18 protein-coding genes are annotated in these 17,089 nt (G+C 43.0%); 17 read left to right on the top strand and 1 reads right to left on the bottom strand.

From position 1 onward, the window contains the following. Positions 1 to 41 precede the first annotated feature (41 nt). From argS to QQL60_RS13120, 13 genes are all read left to right on the top strand, one after another. Complete coding sequence (argS, locus tag QQL60_RS13180) at positions 42 to 1,799, top strand: arginine--tRNA ligase (protein WP_284723584.1); 1,758 nt, start codon at positions 42 to 44, stop codon at positions 1,797 to 1,799. Between the two features lie 11 nt (positions 1,800 to 1,810). Beyond that, a complete protein-coding gene (locus QQL60_RS13175; RefSeq protein WP_007144231.1) occupies positions 1,811 to 2,419 on the top strand; it encodes an SPOR domain-containing protein in 609 nt (202 codons plus the stop codon). 102 nt (positions 2,420 to 2,521) lie between these two features. Continuing rightward, the gene (locus QQL60_RS13170) at positions 2,522 to 3,796 is read left to right on the top strand and encodes a formylmethanofuran dehydrogenase subunit B (protein WP_007144230.1); all 1,275 of its coding nucleotides are present in this window, start codon (positions 2,522 to 2,524) and stop codon (positions 3,794 to 3,796) included. A gap of 13 nt (positions 3,797 to 3,809) precedes the next feature. Then, on the top strand, positions 3,810 to 5,477 hold the full coding sequence (locus QQL60_RS13165) for a formylmethanofuran dehydrogenase subunit A (RefSeq protein WP_007144229.1): 1,668 nt from the start codon (positions 3,810 to 3,812) through the stop codon (positions 5,475 to 5,477). After that, entirely contained in the window at positions 5,474 to 6,373 is a 900-nt protein-coding gene (gene fhcD, locus QQL60_RS13160) for a formylmethanofuran--tetrahydromethanopterin N-formyltransferase (protein ID WP_284723583.1), read from the top strand. The genes QQL60_RS13165 and fhcD overlap by 4 nt, the downstream gene beginning before the upstream one ends. Next, positions 6,370 to 7,185, top strand: coding sequence for a formylmethanofuran dehydrogenase subunit C (locus QQL60_RS13155; protein ID WP_273179225.1), 816 nt, complete (start codon positions 6,370 to 6,372; stop codon positions 7,183 to 7,185). Before fhcD ends, QQL60_RS13155 begins: the two co-directional genes overlap by 4 nt. 90 nt (positions 7,186 to 7,275) lie before the next feature. Next, entirely contained in the window at positions 7,276 to 8,280 is a 1,005-nt protein-coding gene (locus QQL60_RS13150) for a class 1 fructose-bisphosphatase (protein WP_284723582.1), read from the top strand. A gap of 36 nt (positions 8,281 to 8,316) precedes the next feature. Beyond that, positions 8,317 to 8,790, top strand: coding sequence for a DUF4124 domain-containing protein (locus QQL60_RS13145; RefSeq protein WP_284723581.1), 474 nt, complete (start codon positions 8,317 to 8,319; stop codon positions 8,788 to 8,790). A 23-nt stretch (positions 8,791 to 8,813) separates the two neighbouring features. After that, on the top strand, positions 8,814 to 9,281 hold the full coding sequence (locus tag QQL60_RS13140; RefSeq protein WP_284723580.1) for a DM13 domain-containing protein: 468 nt from the start codon (positions 8,814 to 8,816) through the stop codon (positions 9,279 to 9,281). A gap of 50 nt (positions 9,282 to 9,331) precedes the next feature. Next, positions 9,332 to 10,354, top strand: coding sequence for an alpha/beta fold hydrolase (locus tag QQL60_RS13135; protein WP_284723579.1), 1,023 nt, complete (start codon positions 9,332 to 9,334; stop codon positions 10,352 to 10,354). 4 nt (positions 10,355 to 10,358) lie between these two features. Then, positions 10,359 to 10,754: an MAPEG family protein gene (locus QQL60_RS13130; RefSeq protein ID WP_284723578.1), complete on the top strand. Its 396-nt coding sequence runs from the start codon at positions 10,359 to 10,361 to the stop codon at positions 10,752 to 10,754. Between the two features lie 99 nt (positions 10,755 to 10,853). Further along, on the top strand, positions 10,854 to 11,378 hold the full coding sequence (locus tag QQL60_RS13125) for a lipocalin family protein (protein WP_284723577.1): 525 nt from the start codon (positions 10,854 to 10,856) through the stop codon (positions 11,376 to 11,378). A gap of 48 nt (positions 11,379 to 11,426) precedes the next feature. Next, the gene (locus tag QQL60_RS13120; protein ID WP_007144220.1) at positions 11,427 to 11,858 is read left to right on the top strand and encodes an MgtC/SapB family protein; all 432 of its coding nucleotides are present in this window, start codon (positions 11,427 to 11,429) and stop codon (positions 11,856 to 11,858) included. Positions 11,859 to 11,877: 19 nt separating this feature from the next. Here the strand turns inward: QQL60_RS13120 and QQL60_RS13115 are convergent, their stop codons facing one another. Further along, positions 11,878 to 12,228: a VOC family protein gene (locus QQL60_RS13115; protein ID WP_284723576.1), complete on the bottom strand. Its 351-nt coding sequence runs from the start codon at positions 12,226 to 12,228 to the stop codon at positions 11,878 to 11,880. 207 nt (positions 12,229 to 12,435) lie between these two features. Between QQL60_RS13115 and QQL60_RS13110 the strand changes: the two genes are divergently transcribed. The 4 genes from QQL60_RS13110 (at position 12,436) to QQL60_RS13095 (ending at position 17,068) form a co-directional block, all read left to right on the top strand. Further along, on the top strand, positions 12,436 to 12,984 hold the full coding sequence (locus QQL60_RS13110; RefSeq protein WP_284723575.1) for a sigma-70 family RNA polymerase sigma factor: 549 nt from the start codon (positions 12,436 to 12,438) through the stop codon (positions 12,982 to 12,984). Then, positions 12,984 to 13,985: a FecR family protein gene (locus QQL60_RS13105; protein WP_284723574.1), complete on the top strand. Its 1,002-nt coding sequence runs from the start codon at positions 12,984 to 12,986 to the stop codon at positions 13,983 to 13,985. Before QQL60_RS13110 ends, QQL60_RS13105 begins: the two co-directional genes overlap by 1 nt. A 72-nt stretch (positions 13,986 to 14,057) precedes the next feature. Further along, positions 14,058 to 16,445 (top strand): TonB-dependent receptor, encoded by a 2,388-nt coding sequence (locus tag QQL60_RS13100; RefSeq protein ID WP_284723573.1) that lies wholly within the window; start codon positions 14,058 to 14,060, stop codon positions 16,443 to 16,445. Positions 16,446 to 16,627: 182 nt separating this feature from the next. Then, a complete protein-coding gene (locus tag QQL60_RS13095; RefSeq protein WP_284723572.1) occupies positions 16,628 to 17,068 on the top strand; it encodes a GNAT family N-acetyltransferase in 441 nt (146 codons plus the stop codon). Positions 17,069 to 17,089: the final 21 nt, after the last annotated feature.

The following is a 17,089-nucleotide window of genomic DNA, read 5'->3' as shown; positions in this document are numbered from 1 at the left end:
ATGCGCGACACTATTCAAATTGCATTCAAGGTTCATCAACGTTGAAAAATCAACTGAAAAACCTGCTTGGTCAGGCTTTATCTTCATTTACTCAGAAACATGCTTTAGAGTTTGATCTACCTGAGATTCAGATAGAACGAACCAAAGATAAATCTCATGGTGATTTTGCTTCAAATATTGCGATGATGTTGGCAAAACCAGCCAAAATGAATCCACGACAAATTGCGACCGAAATTCTCGAAGCATTACCTGAAACTGATTTTGTCACAAACGTCGAAATTGCCGGGCCAGGATTCATTAATTTTTTCCTTTCTGCTGAGGCGAATCAACAAGTCATAAAAGATGTGCTTGAGCTGGGTGAAAAGTTTGGTTTAAGCCATGTTGGTCAGGGTAAAAAAGTACAAGTTGAATATGTCTCAGCTAACCCAACAGGTCCTTTGCATGTCGGTCATGGGCGTGGTGCAGCTTATGGTTCTGTTGTTAGTAGTCTGTTATCTGCTGCAGGCTTTGATGTGCATCGTGAATATTATGTCAACGATGCTGGCCGCCAGATGGATATTCTGGCTACTAGTGTCTGGCTTCGTTACCTGGATGAATGTGGTGAAGTGTTTACCTTCCCAAGTAATGGCTATCAAGGTGAATATGTTCGCACCATCGCCGCAGAGTTAAAAACGGAGTATGGAAATCAATTTTTGCTGTCTGCCAGTCAAGTTTTTGAGGATATCCCTGCTGATGAACCTGATGGCGGCGATAAAGAAATGCACATTGATGCTTTAACCAATAAAGCCAAAAGCTTATTAGGCGAAGCCAATTACCGGATTATTTTTGATAAAGGCTTAAATGCCATCCTCAATGACATTCGTGATGATCTGGCTGAGTTTGGTACCGAATATGATGAATGGTTTTCTGAGCGTTCATTAGTTGAATCCGGTGATGTAGATAAAGCTGTTGAAATGCTGAAACAAGCTGGTCATCTCTACCAGGACAAAGGTGCATGGTGGTTTAAATCCACAGATTTTGGTGATGAAAAAGATCGCGTTGTTGTGCGTGATAATGGTCAGGCCACCTATTTTGCTTCTGATATTGCTTATCACCTCAATAAATATCAACGTGGCTTTGATCGCATCATTGATATCTGGGGTGCTGATCATCATGGTTATATCCCGCGTGTTAAAGCGGCTGTGGAGTCAATGCAGCTTGATGCTGATAAACTAAATGTCTTGCTGGTGCAATTTGCTGTGCTGTACCGGGGAACTGAAAAAGTGGGTATGTCTACTCGTAGTGGTGAGTTTGTCACTCTTCGTGAATTACGCAATGAAGTTGGCAAAGATGCAGCGCGTTTCTTTTATGTAATGCGTGGTGCTGATCAGCATATGGATTTTGATCTGGAACTGGCCAAATCACAGAGCAACGATAATCCGGTGTATTACGTCCAGTATGCCCATGCACGTGTCTGCAGTGTTTTTAGACAACTGGCTGAACGTGGACACAACTGGGATGCAGAAGCGGCAAAACAACATTTAGCTAAGTTGACTGAGCCTCATGAAGAAGCGTTGATGAGCATGTTATCGCGTTATCCTGAGATTCTGGAAACAGCCGCTTTAAACCATACACCACATCTACTGGCACATTATCTTACTGATTTAGCTCGTGATTTCCACACTTACTACAATGCACATCAGTTTATTGTGGATGATATGGAATTGAGTCAGGCTCGTTTATTACTTGTATCTGCAGTCAGACAAGTGATTAAAAATGCATTGTCTGTTATGGGTGTTTCTGCGCCTGAGTCTATGTAAGAGGTTGAACATTGGCGGCAAAAAGAAATACACGTAACGATTCATCATCACGCTCCCTGCCATGGGGGCCGATGTTATTGAGCTTTGCTGTAGGCGCATTTGTGATGTTTTTATTGCATCTCAAAGATAATGTTCCAGCAGATAAGTCTGGCAGTGTAAAAACAACCGAGTCGAAGCAAAAACAAAAGCCTGCAAAAAAAGAAGGGGTGGAACCCACATTTGATTTTTATACCTTACTTCCTGAGATGGAAGTCATGGTGGATAAAAAAAATCAGGGTTCTCAGCCTATCGTGACTTCGCCTTCTGATGACTCAGATGCAGCAGAAGCCACTATTGGTAGTGAAACGGGCAGTGAAACGCAACCCTCTGCTGAAGCTGATGTCAGTTATATGTTGCAAGTTGGCTCGTTCAAGCGGGCAAGTGACGCTGATGGTTTCAGGGCCAAATTAGCCTTATTAGGTATTGAGTCTAAAGTTCAGAGCGTTACTATAGACAATAAAGATACGTGGCATCGCGTTCAGGTGGGTCCTATTGCTGGGCGTAGTAAAGCTGATGCATTGCAGAAGCAGTTACGTGATAACAATATTGACTCACTACTTTTGCGAGCCAAACATAATTGATAATAGAAAGTTGAATTAATTCGTGACTGTCATGGTCCCGGCTGTTTATTATCAAGCGCTACTGATTTCAGTTTTGTAATTTGAGTAATTGAGGACACCGACATGACGGACAATACAGCAGCTCACATCTTTGAAGATGTAGTGAGTCCTTTTTGTGGTATTGCTTCCGATGATTTAGTCATTGAAGTTAAAGGCAATACTGTCACGGTGAAAGAAAATGGCGATGCGGTCACCAAACCAGGCTTTGAGACACCGATAACCGATCTTTCACCACGAATAAAAGGTCAGGATGTTTCATTTGAACAAGCAGTTAACCATATCGCGAGTTTGCTGAAATCAAGCAAACAGCCGCTGATTAGTGGTATGGCTACTGATTTAAACGGTGCTCGTGCAGCGATGGCCGTGGCTGATGCGACACGGGCAACAGTCGACAGTTTTTATTCTGATAATGCCTTTAAAAATATTCTGGTGCTGCAAGACACCGGCTATATGACAACCACGCTGACCGAAGTCAGAAATCGTGTAGATTTACTTATCGTTGTCGGTAGTGATATTGAAAAAGGCTTTCCCCGTTTTTATGAACGCATGGTTTGGCCACAAGAAAGTATGTTCGGCCAGGATATTGAATCTCGAGAAGTGATTTATCTAGGTAAGGCGCCTTCAGGTGATGCTTCTACTTCACCAGCAGGTAAAAAAGCAGCTGTTCTGCCTTGCGATACAGATGATTTACCCGAGGTGATTTCAGTATTACGTGCTCTGGTAAAAGGTAAATCTGTTCAGGCTGAAACCGTTGGTGGTATTGCTGTATCAGAACTTGCCAATTTGGCTGAAAAAATTAAAGCTGCTAAATATTCTGTTCTGACCTGGTCTGGTTCTGAAATGAGCATGGATCATGCTGAAGCCACTATTCAAAACCTGTGTGAAATGATCAAAGAGGTCAATGAAAAAACACGCTGCAATGGTTTGATGTTAGGCGGTAAGGATGGTGATACAACGGTGAATGCTGTGTCATCCTGGCAGGCAGGTTACCCAATGCGAACCAGCTTCAGTCGAAATATGCCCGACTATGATCCGTATTTGAACCGTGGACAACGCATGTTGGATGAAGGCGAGGTGGATTGTCTGGTGTGGATTTCCAGTTTCAATACCCAATTAACGCCACCAAAAACAGACGCACCAACAATTGTTTTAGGCCGCTCTGGTATGACATTTGATAATGAGCCTGAAGTCTTTATCCCGGTGGGTGTTCCTGGTATTGATCATGTCGGTCGTACTTTCCGCTGTGATAGTTCTGTGTCACTACCACTCAAAAAATTACGTGACAGTGGCTTGCCAAGCACTTATGACGTGCTGACTGCTGTTGAGAAAGCCCTGTAAACGGAGAAAAAATATGCTGACTAAATTAACAGGTGGACGCATTTTTGACCCAGAACATGGGCAAAATGATGTGGTGAGAGATATTTATATCCGTGATGGTCGCATCGTTGATGCACCGGCGGATGGTAAAGTTGATGAAGAAATTGATGTTCGTGGCAAAGTCATTATGTCGGGTGCGATTGATATGCACACCCATATTGGTGGTGGTAAGGTCAATATTGCCCGTACCATGTTGCCGGAAGATCATGCGGAATCATTAATTGAACGTACCGAGTTAATGCGAAGTGGTTGTGGCCATGCTGCACCAAGCACATTAACCACTGGTTATCGTTATGCCGAAATGGGTTACACAGCCGGTTTTGAGCCTGCGGTGATGCCAGTTAATGCTCGCCAGGCACATATGGAAATGCATGACACACCGATTATTGATAAAGGTGGTTATGCCATGCTGGGAAGTGATGACTTCCTGTTACGCATGATGGCAGCCAATGAAGATCAGGAAGCGATTAATAACTATGTTGCCTGGACATTAACTCACAGTCAGGCGATTGGTCTGAAAGTGGTTAATCCTGGCGGTATTAACGCATTCAAATTCAATCAACGTAAGTTGGATCTGGATGAGAAAAATAGTTTTTATAACGTTTCTCCACGTGAGATTCTACAACGCCTATCTCGTGCGGTGACGGAACTGGGTGTTCCTCATCCATTACACGTACATGGTTGTAATCTTGGTGTGCCAGGAAATAAAGATACTACCCTCGATACTATTCAAGGTATTGAAGGCCTGCCGATGCATCTAACCCATATTCAGTTCCATAGTTATGGCACAGAAGGTGACTTTAAATTCTCATCCGGTGCTGCAGAGATTGCAGAAGCGATTAACAGAAACAAAAATATCACCGTCGACGTGGGTCAGATTCTGTTTGGCCAGACAGTCACTGCCTCTGGCGATAATATGCGTCAGTTTGATGGCAGCAAACATGCCCACCCCAATAAATGGGTGTGTATGGATATTGAATGTGATGGTGGTTGTGGTGTTGTACCGTTCAAATATAAAGATCAAAGTTTTGTGAATGCTTTGCAGTGGATGATTGGTCTGGAAACCTTCCTGATGGTGGATGATCCATGGCGCATATTCCTGACCACAGACCACCCGAATGGTGCACCTTTTACCAGCTATCCTCATTTGATTAAGTTGTTGATGGATAAATCATTCCGTAACGATATGCTGTCTACCCTGCATCCGGAAGCACAAAATGCCACGCATTTAGCGTCTTTAGATCGCGAATACAGTCTTTACGATATTGCGATTATGACGCGTGCCGGTGCAGCAAAACTGGTCGGTTTGTCTGATCGTGGTCATTTAGGTGTAGGCGCTGCAGCGGATATCACCGTGTATACCGATCATGCTGATCGTGAAAAAATGTTCACTTCACCGGATTATGTGTTTAAAGATGGCAATATCGTTGTGAAAAATGGTGAGCTGGTTAAAGTCACCTGGGGGACGACTCATGTGGTCAAACCTGAATACGACAAAGGCATTGAAAAACCATTAAAAGAATACTTCGATAAATATCACACCATGACGATGGGTAACTTCAAAATCAGTGATGATGAAATCGTGGATGATGGCCGCGGAAGCTTGACCGTACAGCCGTTGAAAAAAGGAGGCAAGTTATGATTATCAACGGCGTCACTATAGACGAGACGTTTGCTGAAGCTTTTCCGATGAAAGGCACTCGGCTGATTATTACGGCATTAAATGCCAAGTGGGCCATGATTTCGGCACAGGCATTTACCGGCTTTGCTACCTCTGTTATTGCCTGTGGTTGTGAAGCGGGTATTGAGCGTGAATTGGATCCAAGTGAAACACCAGATGGTCGCCCAGGCGTCTCTGTGCTTATCTTTGCTATGGGCGGTAAAGGCCTTGCAAAACAAGTAGAAACACGTGCTGGCCAATGTATTTTGACTTCACCGACTTCAGCCTTATTTTCTGGTCTGGATAACAGCGAAAAAGAAATTGCTCTAGGTCAAAACCTGCGTTATTTCGGTGATGGTTTCCAGATTTCAAAAATGATTGATGGCAAACGCTACTGGCGTATTCCTGTGATGGATGGTGAATTTTTAACACAGGAAAAAACCGGTGTGCATGACTCGGTCGGTGGTGGTAACTTCCTGGTATTGGCAGAATCACAAGCTCAGGCTTTAGCTGCCTGTGAAGCGGCTATCGAAGAGATGAGAAAAATTCCGAACGTCATCATGCCTTTCCCTGGTGGGGTTGTACGGTCCGGTTCTAAAGTGGGCTCTAAATTTAAAGCCTTAAACGCATCGACCAATGATGCCTTCTGCCCGACCCTGAAAGGTCAGACTAAGAGTGATTTATCACCAGAAGTTGAATCGGTCATGGAAATTGTTATTGACGGCCTAACCAAAGAAGATATTGATAAAGCGATGCGAGTGGGTATTCAAGCTGTGTGTAACTTGGGCGCTGAAAACGGTATTCGTCGAATCAGTGCGGGTAACTACGGCGGTAAATTAGGCCCATATCACTTCCACTTGCAGGAGATCATGGCATGAGTGCATTAACATTCACGTTAAAAACGTCACCTGCACAGCGGGTGGATTGTTCACCATTAACAGCGGATAAACTGGCTGATAAAACAGCTGCTGAGATTGCAGCGATCACCTTAGTTGTCGGTAATCAAAAAGTCCGTACCGATGAAATTTTTGATATTCAAGGTGAGGATGTCGCGAATATTCATTTTGCTAAGGCTACAGACAAACTGGACCATATAGGTCATGCCATGGCTACGGGTAAAATCACGGTTGATGGTGATGCCGGGGCTTATCTTGGTCAGTTTATGGCAGCTGGTGATATCGTTATTAACGGCAACACCGGGGTTTATACAGCCTGTGAAATGAAAGGTGGCACCATTAAAATTAATGGTAATGCCGGTGATTTCCTGGGTGGTGCACGCATTGGTTATAAAAATGGCATGACTGGTGGTACCGTGATCGTGACAGGTAATACAGGTGCACGAACCGGTGATCATATGCGTCGTGGGTACATCTTCATTGAAGGTAATGCCGGTGATTACTGTGGTTCAAGAATGGTGTCTGGCACGATTGCTGTGTTAGGAAAAGTCGGTAAGCATTTTGGTTACGCGATGAAACGCGGCACTTTATTACTGACATCAGCACCGGAACAAGGTATTTCTGCTAACTTTAATGACTGTGGTTCACATACATTAGCCTTTCTGCCGCTGATGTTTGCGTCATTTAAAAAGTTTGATACCAAATTTGCTGAAATTGAACCTTTTTCACGTGTTCAACGTTATGCTGGTGATGTTTCCGGTATAGGCATGGGTGAGATTTTAATTAAAATTTAAACCTTAAAAACCCGGCTTCAGGCCGGGTTTCTTTTCTCTCCGTGTTAGAAATGGTGATAGCTTTAATGTGTTAATAACGGAGACGTTTCTATGTCTGATATCGGACAATCAGTTAATCAATTCCTTGTTGAAACGCAGCGTGCTCATCCTTCCGCTACAGGTGATTTAACCGGGCTGTTAAATGATGTTATCAGTGCCTGTAAAAAAATCGCGAATCTGGTTAACCGTAGCAGTATTTTAGGCCTTGAAGGTTATGCCAGCAGCAATAATGTGCAGGGTGAACATCAGAAAAAACTCGATATTCTGACCAATGATGTCGTGGTTGAGCATTTAAACTGGACAGGCCACCTTGCTGCCATGGTGTCAGAAGAAATTGATGACATTATCACTATTCCTGACGATTACCCCAAGGGTAAGTACTTACTCTGTTTTGACCCGTTAGATGGATCCAGTAATGTCGATATCAATCTGAGTGTGGGTACCATCTTTTCGGTATTACGCTGTCCTGAAGATATCAAAAAACCAAGCCACGAACATTTTTTGCAAAAAGGCACAGAGCAAGTTTGCGCTGGATTTTGTGTGTATGGTCCGAGCACGATGCTGATTCTTACCACGGGCTTTGGAGTGAATGGTTTTACCTTAGATAGAGAGGTCGGCGAGTTTATTTTGACGCATCCCAATATGCAGATTCCTGAGGATACCGCCGAGTTTGCCATTAATATGTCGAACCAGCGCTATTGGCAATCGCCTGTTAAACGTTATATTGATGAATGTGTTCAGGGTGTTGATGGTGTGCGTGAAAAGAATTTCAATATGCGTTGGAATGCTTCAATGGTGGCGGAGGTCTATCGCATTTTGACACGCGGTGGCATTTTTATGTATCCACTTGATAGTCGGATTGCACAGCAGGGAGGAAAGTTACGCCTGATGTACGAAGCTAATCCGATGAGTTTTATCATTGAGCAAGCGGGTGGTGTCAGCAGCACGGGCACACAGCGTATTATGGACCTGCAACCAGAAACTATCCATCAGCGTGTCCCGGTCTTTCTTGGCTCAAAAAATGAAGTGGAAAGGGTGGTTTCCTATCATAAGTAAGCGTTATCGCTATAAAAGGGATTTTAGGAGCAATGGATGTCACGACTTTTATTATTAATCAGTCTTTGTTTTGGATTAGCAGTTCAGGCAGACATTTATAAATGTCATGATAATGGACAAGTTCATTATCAGGATAAGCCCTGTAATGCTCAGTCTGAAAAAGTCGAAACCAAACTTCACCAACCTTCGAAACAAGATATTGAACAACAAAACAAGCTAACCGCTGCATATAACGAAAATTCACGTATTTACCAGATAAATATGCTCAAGCAAGAAAACAGGGCATTGCAAAAGCAAAAAATCGCGTTGGAAAAAGAAAACAAAGCAAGATATGACGAGTTGCAGAATCAAACCTATGATGTAGGAAATGGGATGATCGCCACTCGTGACCCGGCATTATTGAAAAATATGCGTGGGATAGTTAAGCAGCATGTACAGCAGCTTAAAAGCCTTCAGCAGGAAATAGATAACAATAAACGACAGATAAAAGCGCTTTCTGCACAACAGTAACGTGGTCAAGGGGGGGGTAACCCATGAAAAAGCTATTATTACTGATAACGCATGGAATGATGTTGGTTCTTGGTTTTGCCTTAGGTATTTATGCTTTACCCATACTGACACAACCGGATAAACCGTCCATGACGGAGATTGGTCAAGTTGCGACATCAGCATTATTTACTGGTCAGTTTGAGCGCGATCTTGAGGGAAGTGATGCCCTACATTACGGTAGTGGTACGCTATATATTAATGCTAATAAAATAGCGTTTGATGGGCAGATTTCTCCAGGCCCTGATTACAAATTGTATTTATCACCCGTGTTTGTTGAGAATAAAACAGACTTTTTAGCGAATAAAGATAAGATGTTAAATATAGGTGATGTCAGAACCTTTAATGGCTTTATGCTTGATATACCAGAAGGTATTAATCCGGCAGATTACCAGGCCGTCGTGATTTGGTGTGAGTCATTTAATATCTTTATCACAGCGGCTAAATATCATTAATGTTAATGATCACAAGCCAAAACAACAAAGAAGCAGGTAAATAGATAGTCATGATGAAGATATGCCGTGCAGTTAGTTTTATTGTTACGCTGTTACTGATCAGTTCTTTTGTCTCAGCAAATAATAAAACGGGCTTTAGATTAGAGAATTTTGACTACCCATATCCGGTACAGTTTATGCCTCTCTCCAGCCAGAAAAAGCAGTTGGACATGGCTTATATGGATGTAAAACCGACAGCTAAAGCCAATGGGAAAACGATTGTATTGTTCCATGGCAAAAACTTCTGTGCTGCCACCTGGGGGGAGACAATTAAAGCGTTAGCGGCAGCTGGTTATCGGGTTATAGCGATGGATCAGATAGGGTTTTGTAAATCTTCAAAACCGATTGATTATCAATACAGCTTTCATCAATTGGCTACCAATAGCTGGAATTTATTAAATAAACTGGGTATTGAAAAAGCTGTCATTGTCGGCCACTCAATGGGGGGAATGCTGGCAACACGTTATGCTTTGCTGTATCCGGATAATGTTGATGCTTTATTTTTAGTTAATCCAATCGGTCTGGAAGATTGGTTAGCTAAAGGTGTGCCATATGTGTCGATTAAAGACTGGTATAAAAACCAACTGACACTAACAACAAAGCGCGCCAGAGCCTATCAACAAAAAACATACTACGCGGGTCAATGGCGTGATGATTATCAGAAGTGGGTCGATATGCTAATGATACAGTATAGGGCGGATAAGGAAGACTCAGCCTGGTTATCTGCTATTCATTACGACATGATTTTAACGCAGCCCGTCGTACATGAATTTGATCAGCTCTCAGTGCCGACATGGCTATTTATTGGTGAGAAAGACAATACTGCTATCGGTAAAGCCTTTGTGCCAGACGATATCAAAAAACAATTGGGCAACTACCCCGTATTAGCCAGAAAAACGGCAAAAGCGATTCCTGAGTCACATTTGATATTGTTTAATGATTTAGGTCATTCGCCACAGATTCAGGAACCTGAACGTTTTCAACAGGCGTTATTAAACGCATTAAACACCGTATTTTCTAAACAAAGCGAGTAGATGTATGCCGTTTATTTTATGGGTCTTATTTATCGTGGCTATTTTGCCGATGTTACTGGCGATGTTAGGTGGATATTGCCGTTACAGGCAGTTTGGCAAGTTTGATAATCATTATCCGAGATCACAGCAAGCACACATGACCGGCTTGGGCGCACGTGTTATGGCTGCTCAGCATAATGCCTGGGAGTCACTGACTCTGTTTTCTGCTATGAGTTTACTGGCATATGCCTCTGGACTTAATCTAGCTGATTTTAGTTATCCAGCTGGCTTATTTTTACTTAGTAGAATTTTTCATCCCTTATTTTATATTCTCGATATGGATACCTATCGTTCATTGGTTTTTTGGATTGGTTTATTTAGTGCCATCTATATTGGTGTGAAAGCAATCACTGCCTTTTAGGATCCATCAGCTTATTTCTTCTTTAAGGGAAACAATAGCGTCAATTCGTGTCGTACACATATTGCTTCAGCCATAAAAATAATGAGAGGACGGTGATATATGCGGCTAATCGGCATGCTTTGTTTGTTAGTTATGAGCGTCGTAGCCTGTACAGGCACACCCAAAGGCGTCACACCTGTAGATAACTTTGTTTTAAACCGCTATCTCGGCAACTGGTACGAAGTAGCCAGACTTGATCATCGCTTTGAACGTGGTTTAAGTAATGTTACAGCGCAATACTCTTTAAAAGGGGATGGTGGCGTTAAAGTGATCAACCGCGGTTACTCGGAAGAGGATAAGGAGTGGAAACAGGCCGAAGGCAAAGCTTATTTTGTCGAAGGTCCACATACCGGACATCTTAAAGTCTCTTTTTTTGGGCCTTTTTATGGAAGTTATGTGGTATTTGAATTAGAAGATGATTACCGTTACGCCTTTGTTTCTGGTCCTAATCACAATTATCTGTGGTTACTGTCACGGACTCCGGATGTGTCTGAAGAGGTGAAGCAACGCTTTATTAATAGAGCTAAAGCGTCGGGTTTCGATACAGATGATCTGATCTTTGTGAAACAAAAATCATTGAAATAGATGGCCGGCTAATGGCATGGTGACATTCTGCCTTTAAGAGATGTTTTTATGCCCGATATTAATTTTGATCAGGTTTGGTTTAATTTATATCAGATAGGTATCGCGTTTATGCTCGCACTGCCTATTGCGTTTAACCGTGAATATGTAGATACCGGCGGTGCCGGGTTAAGAACCTATCCCTTGGTGTCTATTGCCTGCTGTGCGTTTATGTTGGTAGCGATGGATGTTTATCAGGGAAGTGATGCTGAAGCGCGGGTCATGTATGGCGTGATTACCGGTATGGGGTTTATAGGTGGTGGTGCCATTGTGAAAGAATCTGGCAGAGCGATGGGTACCGCTAACGCGGCCGGTATTTGGTTAACGGGTGCGATAGGTCTTTCCGTGGCTTACAGAAGGTATGAAATTGCTATCGTGTTATCGTTGATTGGTTTTTTGATATTTCAGTTTGGCAGTTATCTGAAAAGGCGTGATGAATCATAAGTTTGTCGGAGGTTATCGTTTATTCAGACCATACGGCATATTCATTACCAGTGAGATCGGTGAAGTGAAAACGTCTTCCTCCCGGAAAAGCGAAAATGTCTTTGACAATCTGACCACCAGCGGCGTTTACGTCTTTTAGTGTTTCCTCCAGAGCGTTGCTATAGAGCACTATCAATACACTACCTGACTCTGGTGTCGCGACCAGTGGTGATCGATAAAATCCACCATCAATGCCGGCGTCTTCAATGGCGATATAGTCCGGACCATAATCAATAAATTTCCAGCCAAATGCATGACTGAAAAAAGCTTTGGTCTTATCTAAATCCGACGATGGAATTTCAAGATAGTTAATCTTTCCTGTCTCTTTCATTATTTATCATTATCTCTGGTTATTTTATCTATTCAATGTAGATCATCCGCTTGCTTCTACACATAATTCATATCTTACTCAATGCAATAATCGCTTCATATTAACTCAGATAACGGTTTTTATTAAAAACAAAAGGTTGCATAAGGGATAGTTTTTAAATGATAATAGTTATCATTAATATCTATATATGGTTCAGCCGTTTAATATATGTCGAGTAATAAACAGATTGTTTTTGATCAGCCGAGCTATAAAAACAGTTTTATTGCGTCTTTGTATGAAAATCATCACTATTGGTTGACGGGCTGGTTAAGTAAAAAATTAGGCTGTTCGCAAAACGCCAGCGATCTCACCCATGACACCTTTGTGAATGTCATCAGCAAACAAAATGACTTAACTCAAATCAGAGAACCTCGTCCCTGGTTGTTGACGCTTGCCAAGCGCTTATTGATTGATAAACGTCGCCGCTTTTTATTAGAACAAGCCTATTTAGAAGAGTTAAAACTTAGCCTGGATGATGCAGAGCCAATACCATCAACAGAAGATGTTTATCTGGTCATTAATGCACTTAGTACAATTTCTGAGGCGCTGGAAACCTTACCTAGCCACGTCAGACAGGCTTTTATTCTCAGGCATATTGATGGTTTAACCCAGTCTGCCATTGGTAAAAAACTGGGTGTATCCACCACCATGGTGCAGAAGTATTTGATTCAGAGTTTAGTCGCCTGTCAGCAGGCGTTTGAAACAGAAACATTTTAATGGTCACGAGTTCATCACCTGAAGTGACAGATTCAGAAAGCATTGTCACCCAAGCGGCAGAGTGGGTTGTGTTGATGTCAGATGAAGAAAATCCACCATCAACAGCACAAAAACAAGCCTTCCTTGACTGGAGAAATCAGGATCCTCAGCATGATGAGGCGGTGGATAAGTTACAAACCCTTTTAGGTGACATCCAACAGTTTCCCCGGTCTGCATCAAAGGCTGCATTATCAGTCTCAACCAGCAAAGCATATCATCAGCATTCCTGGCAGACCTTAGCAAAAACATTTGTATTATTAATGGTTATTTTTATCCCAATGTTTGTTTGGCTACCAGATAAAGTCACGCTGATGATGGCTGATAAACAAACATCCGTCGGTGATTGGCAATCCTACACCCTGGCAGATAACTCAGTAATTATGCTCAGCAGTGATAGTGCTATTAATGTGGATTTTAATCATAGCCAGCGAACCATTCATTTATTAAAGGGAGAAATACGGGTCAAGGTAAGTAAAAATCGACAAAGACCGTTTGTCGTCAAAACAGAACACGGTAGTCTCACGGCTTTGGGTACAGAGTTTAGTGTGGATAAACGTAGCGATTACACCTTACTGAAAGTCATCGAATCCACTGTAGCAGCCACATGTCAGCGACAAGGCTGCGATGTTAAGCCCCTTCAGCCGGGCCAGCAGATTCGTGTTTATGCTGAACATTTGGGTAAGGTTTCTGATTTTAGTGTTGCTGATGTCAGTCTGATGTGGAATAAACACCAGTTGATGGTGGATGGTATGCCGTTAAATGAGGTGCTTACTATTCTGAACCGTTTCCATAAGGGCTATTTCTATTTTGATGCTCAGCAGTTAGAGAATTACCATGTCTCGGCCGTGTTGCCACTCGATAATCCGCAGTCGGCATTAGCCTTATTAGCAGACTCATTCCCGCTAAAAGTCACCCATATCAGTCCTTGGTGGACGGCTATTACTGTCGTCCCAAAAACATAAATGAAGTTAAAGGTGGTGATTTCTTTATGTCATTCGTCAGAGTAGATAAGACAAATGAAATAAGGGAGTCTCATGTTTATTTATCGTTTTTTTTCAACAGCCGGGTTTCGCTATAGCCTTTTTGTGTTTTTATTAAGCTGGCTTTCCGTTGTGACGGCGGCAGAGAGTCAGAAAAAGCCAATTGATATTAAGGCGGGTCTTTTATCAACTAGTCTCAACCAACTTGCTAGCCAGACAGAGATATCCATCGTGGTCAATACTGATCTGGTGAAAAACAAATCAGCAAAAGCGATTAAAGGTTTTTATACGCCGCAGAACGCTTTAGAGATGTTATTAGATGGACATAAGCTGCGGGCGGAAGATACCGGTACAGGCTTTGTTATTAAAGCGGTGTCAGAGGATAAGGTTGTTTTAAGCGCTATAGATATAAACGCTGAAAAAGTAAAAAAGTCCTTACAAACTGAAAAATATGCTGGGGGACAGATCGCCAAACAAGGTCGTGTCGGTATCTTGGGTAACCGTGATGTGATGGACACGCCGTTTAATATGACCAACTTTACCAGTGATTTTATCGACAATACTCAGGCCGAAACCATAGCCGATGTGGTATCAACTGATCCTTCCGTCAGAACAGCACATGTGAGTGGTGGCATGCTGGATTCTTTCCGTATTCGTGGTTTTGCTATGAATGAAGGTAACTCAGGGGATATCGCCTTTGATGGTGTCTATGGTGTGGCGTCTAATTACCGGGTGTTGGCAGATTATGTGGACAGAATTGAAGTCATAAAAGGCCCGGCATCGATGATCTATGGAATGTCACCAGATAGTAGTGTGGGTGGCAGTATCAATATCGTTCCCAAGCGCGCTCTGGATGAGGATTTAACGCGGTTGACCGCATCTTATGCTTCCGACAGCCAATTAAAAGGCCATCTTGATCTGAGTCGACGTTTTGGTGATGACGATCAATTTGGGGTTAGATTTAACGGTACGGTCAGTGATGGTCATACCGAGCGTGAAAATCAATCACGCGAAGTCGAGTCATGGGCATTAGCTTTGGATTATCAGGGCGAAAAACTGAGAATGACAGCCGATCTTATTCATCAAAAAGAAGATCTGGATGCCCCCTTACGCCATTTATGGTTAGCCAATGGTGTTGATGTGCCGTCAGCGCCGGATGGTGAACATAATATTACTCAGGATTGGGAATGGTCGAAGGTAGATGACAAGTCATTACTGCTCAAAGCGGAATACGATATCCATGACCAATTAACTTTTTTTGCAGATATCGGCGGTGGTAAAACCCGTGTATCCCGGTTATTTGGTTATCCCAGCATTACCAATGCATCGGGTGATGTCACCGTAACACCAAGTAATGCCGATTTTAATGTGGATAGATATACCGTCAGCACTGGCTTGAGAGGCTGGTTTGATACGGGTGCGATAAATCACAATATGACTGTGCAATTAACGGAGTATCGCGATCAGCTCGAAAAAGCGACGATCAATGCCAGTTCATCCTATTTAAATAATCTCTATTCACCGACCGATCAGGCAGAGATTGTGGTCGCTAATCCGCATAATGCACCCAGAGTCAGTGAGAGTAGATTAACAGGGATAGCTTTAGCGGATACCTTGTCTGCGTTGGATGACAGAGTGCAACTGACCATTGGTGTCAGAAGACAACAGGTGGAATCAGACAGTTTTAATGCCAGTACTGGTGCCGTCACCACACACTACAATGAAAGTGCATTAACACCGATGGTGGGTGTAGTCATTAAACCCTGGGAAAATGTATCGTTTTACGCCAATCGCAGTGAGGGCTTGAGTAAAGGCGATATTGCGCCCGATAGTTCAGCCAATGCGGGGGAAGTGTTTGAACCCTATAAAACCAAGCAATATGAAGTGGGTGCTAAGATTGATTTTGGTGAGTTCACATCAACAGTGAGTTTGTTCCAGATCGAAAAGCCCAGCTATCAGACGGTGAACAATATCTCATCTGTGTCAGGTGAACAACGCAACCGCGGCATCGAAATGAATGTTTTTGGACAATTAACCCCAGATGTTCGGCTATTAGGTGGTTTGATGTTACTGGATGCAGAATTAAATAAAACCAATAACCCGGCAACCCAAGGTAATACCCCTGTTGGTGTCGCTGAACGTCAGGCCAATATTAGTGCTGAATGGGATATGCCCATGCTGCCAGCTTTAACCTGGACGGCAAATTTGATTTACACCGGTGAACAATATGTTAATCAGGCCAATACTCAGAAAATCCCCAGCTGGACCCGACTCGACCTGGGTGCTCGTTATGATCTGTTGGTGGCAGGTAAAGACGTGACCGTTCGTGCCGGTATCCATAATGTCTTTGATCGTGACTACTGGTCAGGTGTGGATACCTGGAGCGGCATGGCTTACGGCGCACCACGCACATTTACCATCTCAACCAGCATCGACTTTTGAATTATCCGCCTCTCTTGTTATCAGAGAAGAGAGGTGTTTTTTTCAGCATAATTTAGCTTTGGCTGTTCTGGTCACTTGGCTTCACTCTGGTGTTGAAAAGGTATAATCACGCCGTTTAATGGATGCCTTTATTAAGTTTATTTTTGATAGTCATCATCCTATTGCCGTTGTCGTTGAGAAATATGGAAATTAGAGAAATAGCTTCACAGCAAACACATGCTTTAAGAAGTCAGGTTTTGCGCACAGGTAAACCGCTTTCTGAATGTGTCTTTGAGGGCGATGATGCTGTCACCACAAGACATTTTGCTGCCGTGGATCAAACCGAGAATATCGTTGGAATAGTATCGGTTTATCTCAACGATAATCCTTTATTGAAGCAGAGCAATAGCTATCAAATCAGAGCGATGGCAACTGCACCGGATTACCGAGGCAGAGGTGTTGGAAGCGCCTTACTGACGGCTGCGGAGCGATATGCGAAATCCCAGAGAGCAACCCTCATCTGGGCCAATGCCAGAAGTACGGCAATCGGTTTTTATCGCCGATCAGCTTATACGCTGGCTTCCGAGGAGTTTATGATTTCCGGCATCGGTCCACATTATCTGGTCAGCAAACCATTGAGATAAATTCAAATAGAACAAGTGGTG

The sequence above is a fragment of the Methylophaga thalassica genome (assembly GCF_030159795.1).
Lineage (GTDB): Bacteria > Pseudomonadota > Gammaproteobacteria > Nitrosococcales > Methylophagaceae > Methylophaga > Methylophaga thalassica.
Note: the sequence above shows the minus strand (reverse complement) of the source record. Positions and strands in the feature narration are given on the sequence as shown.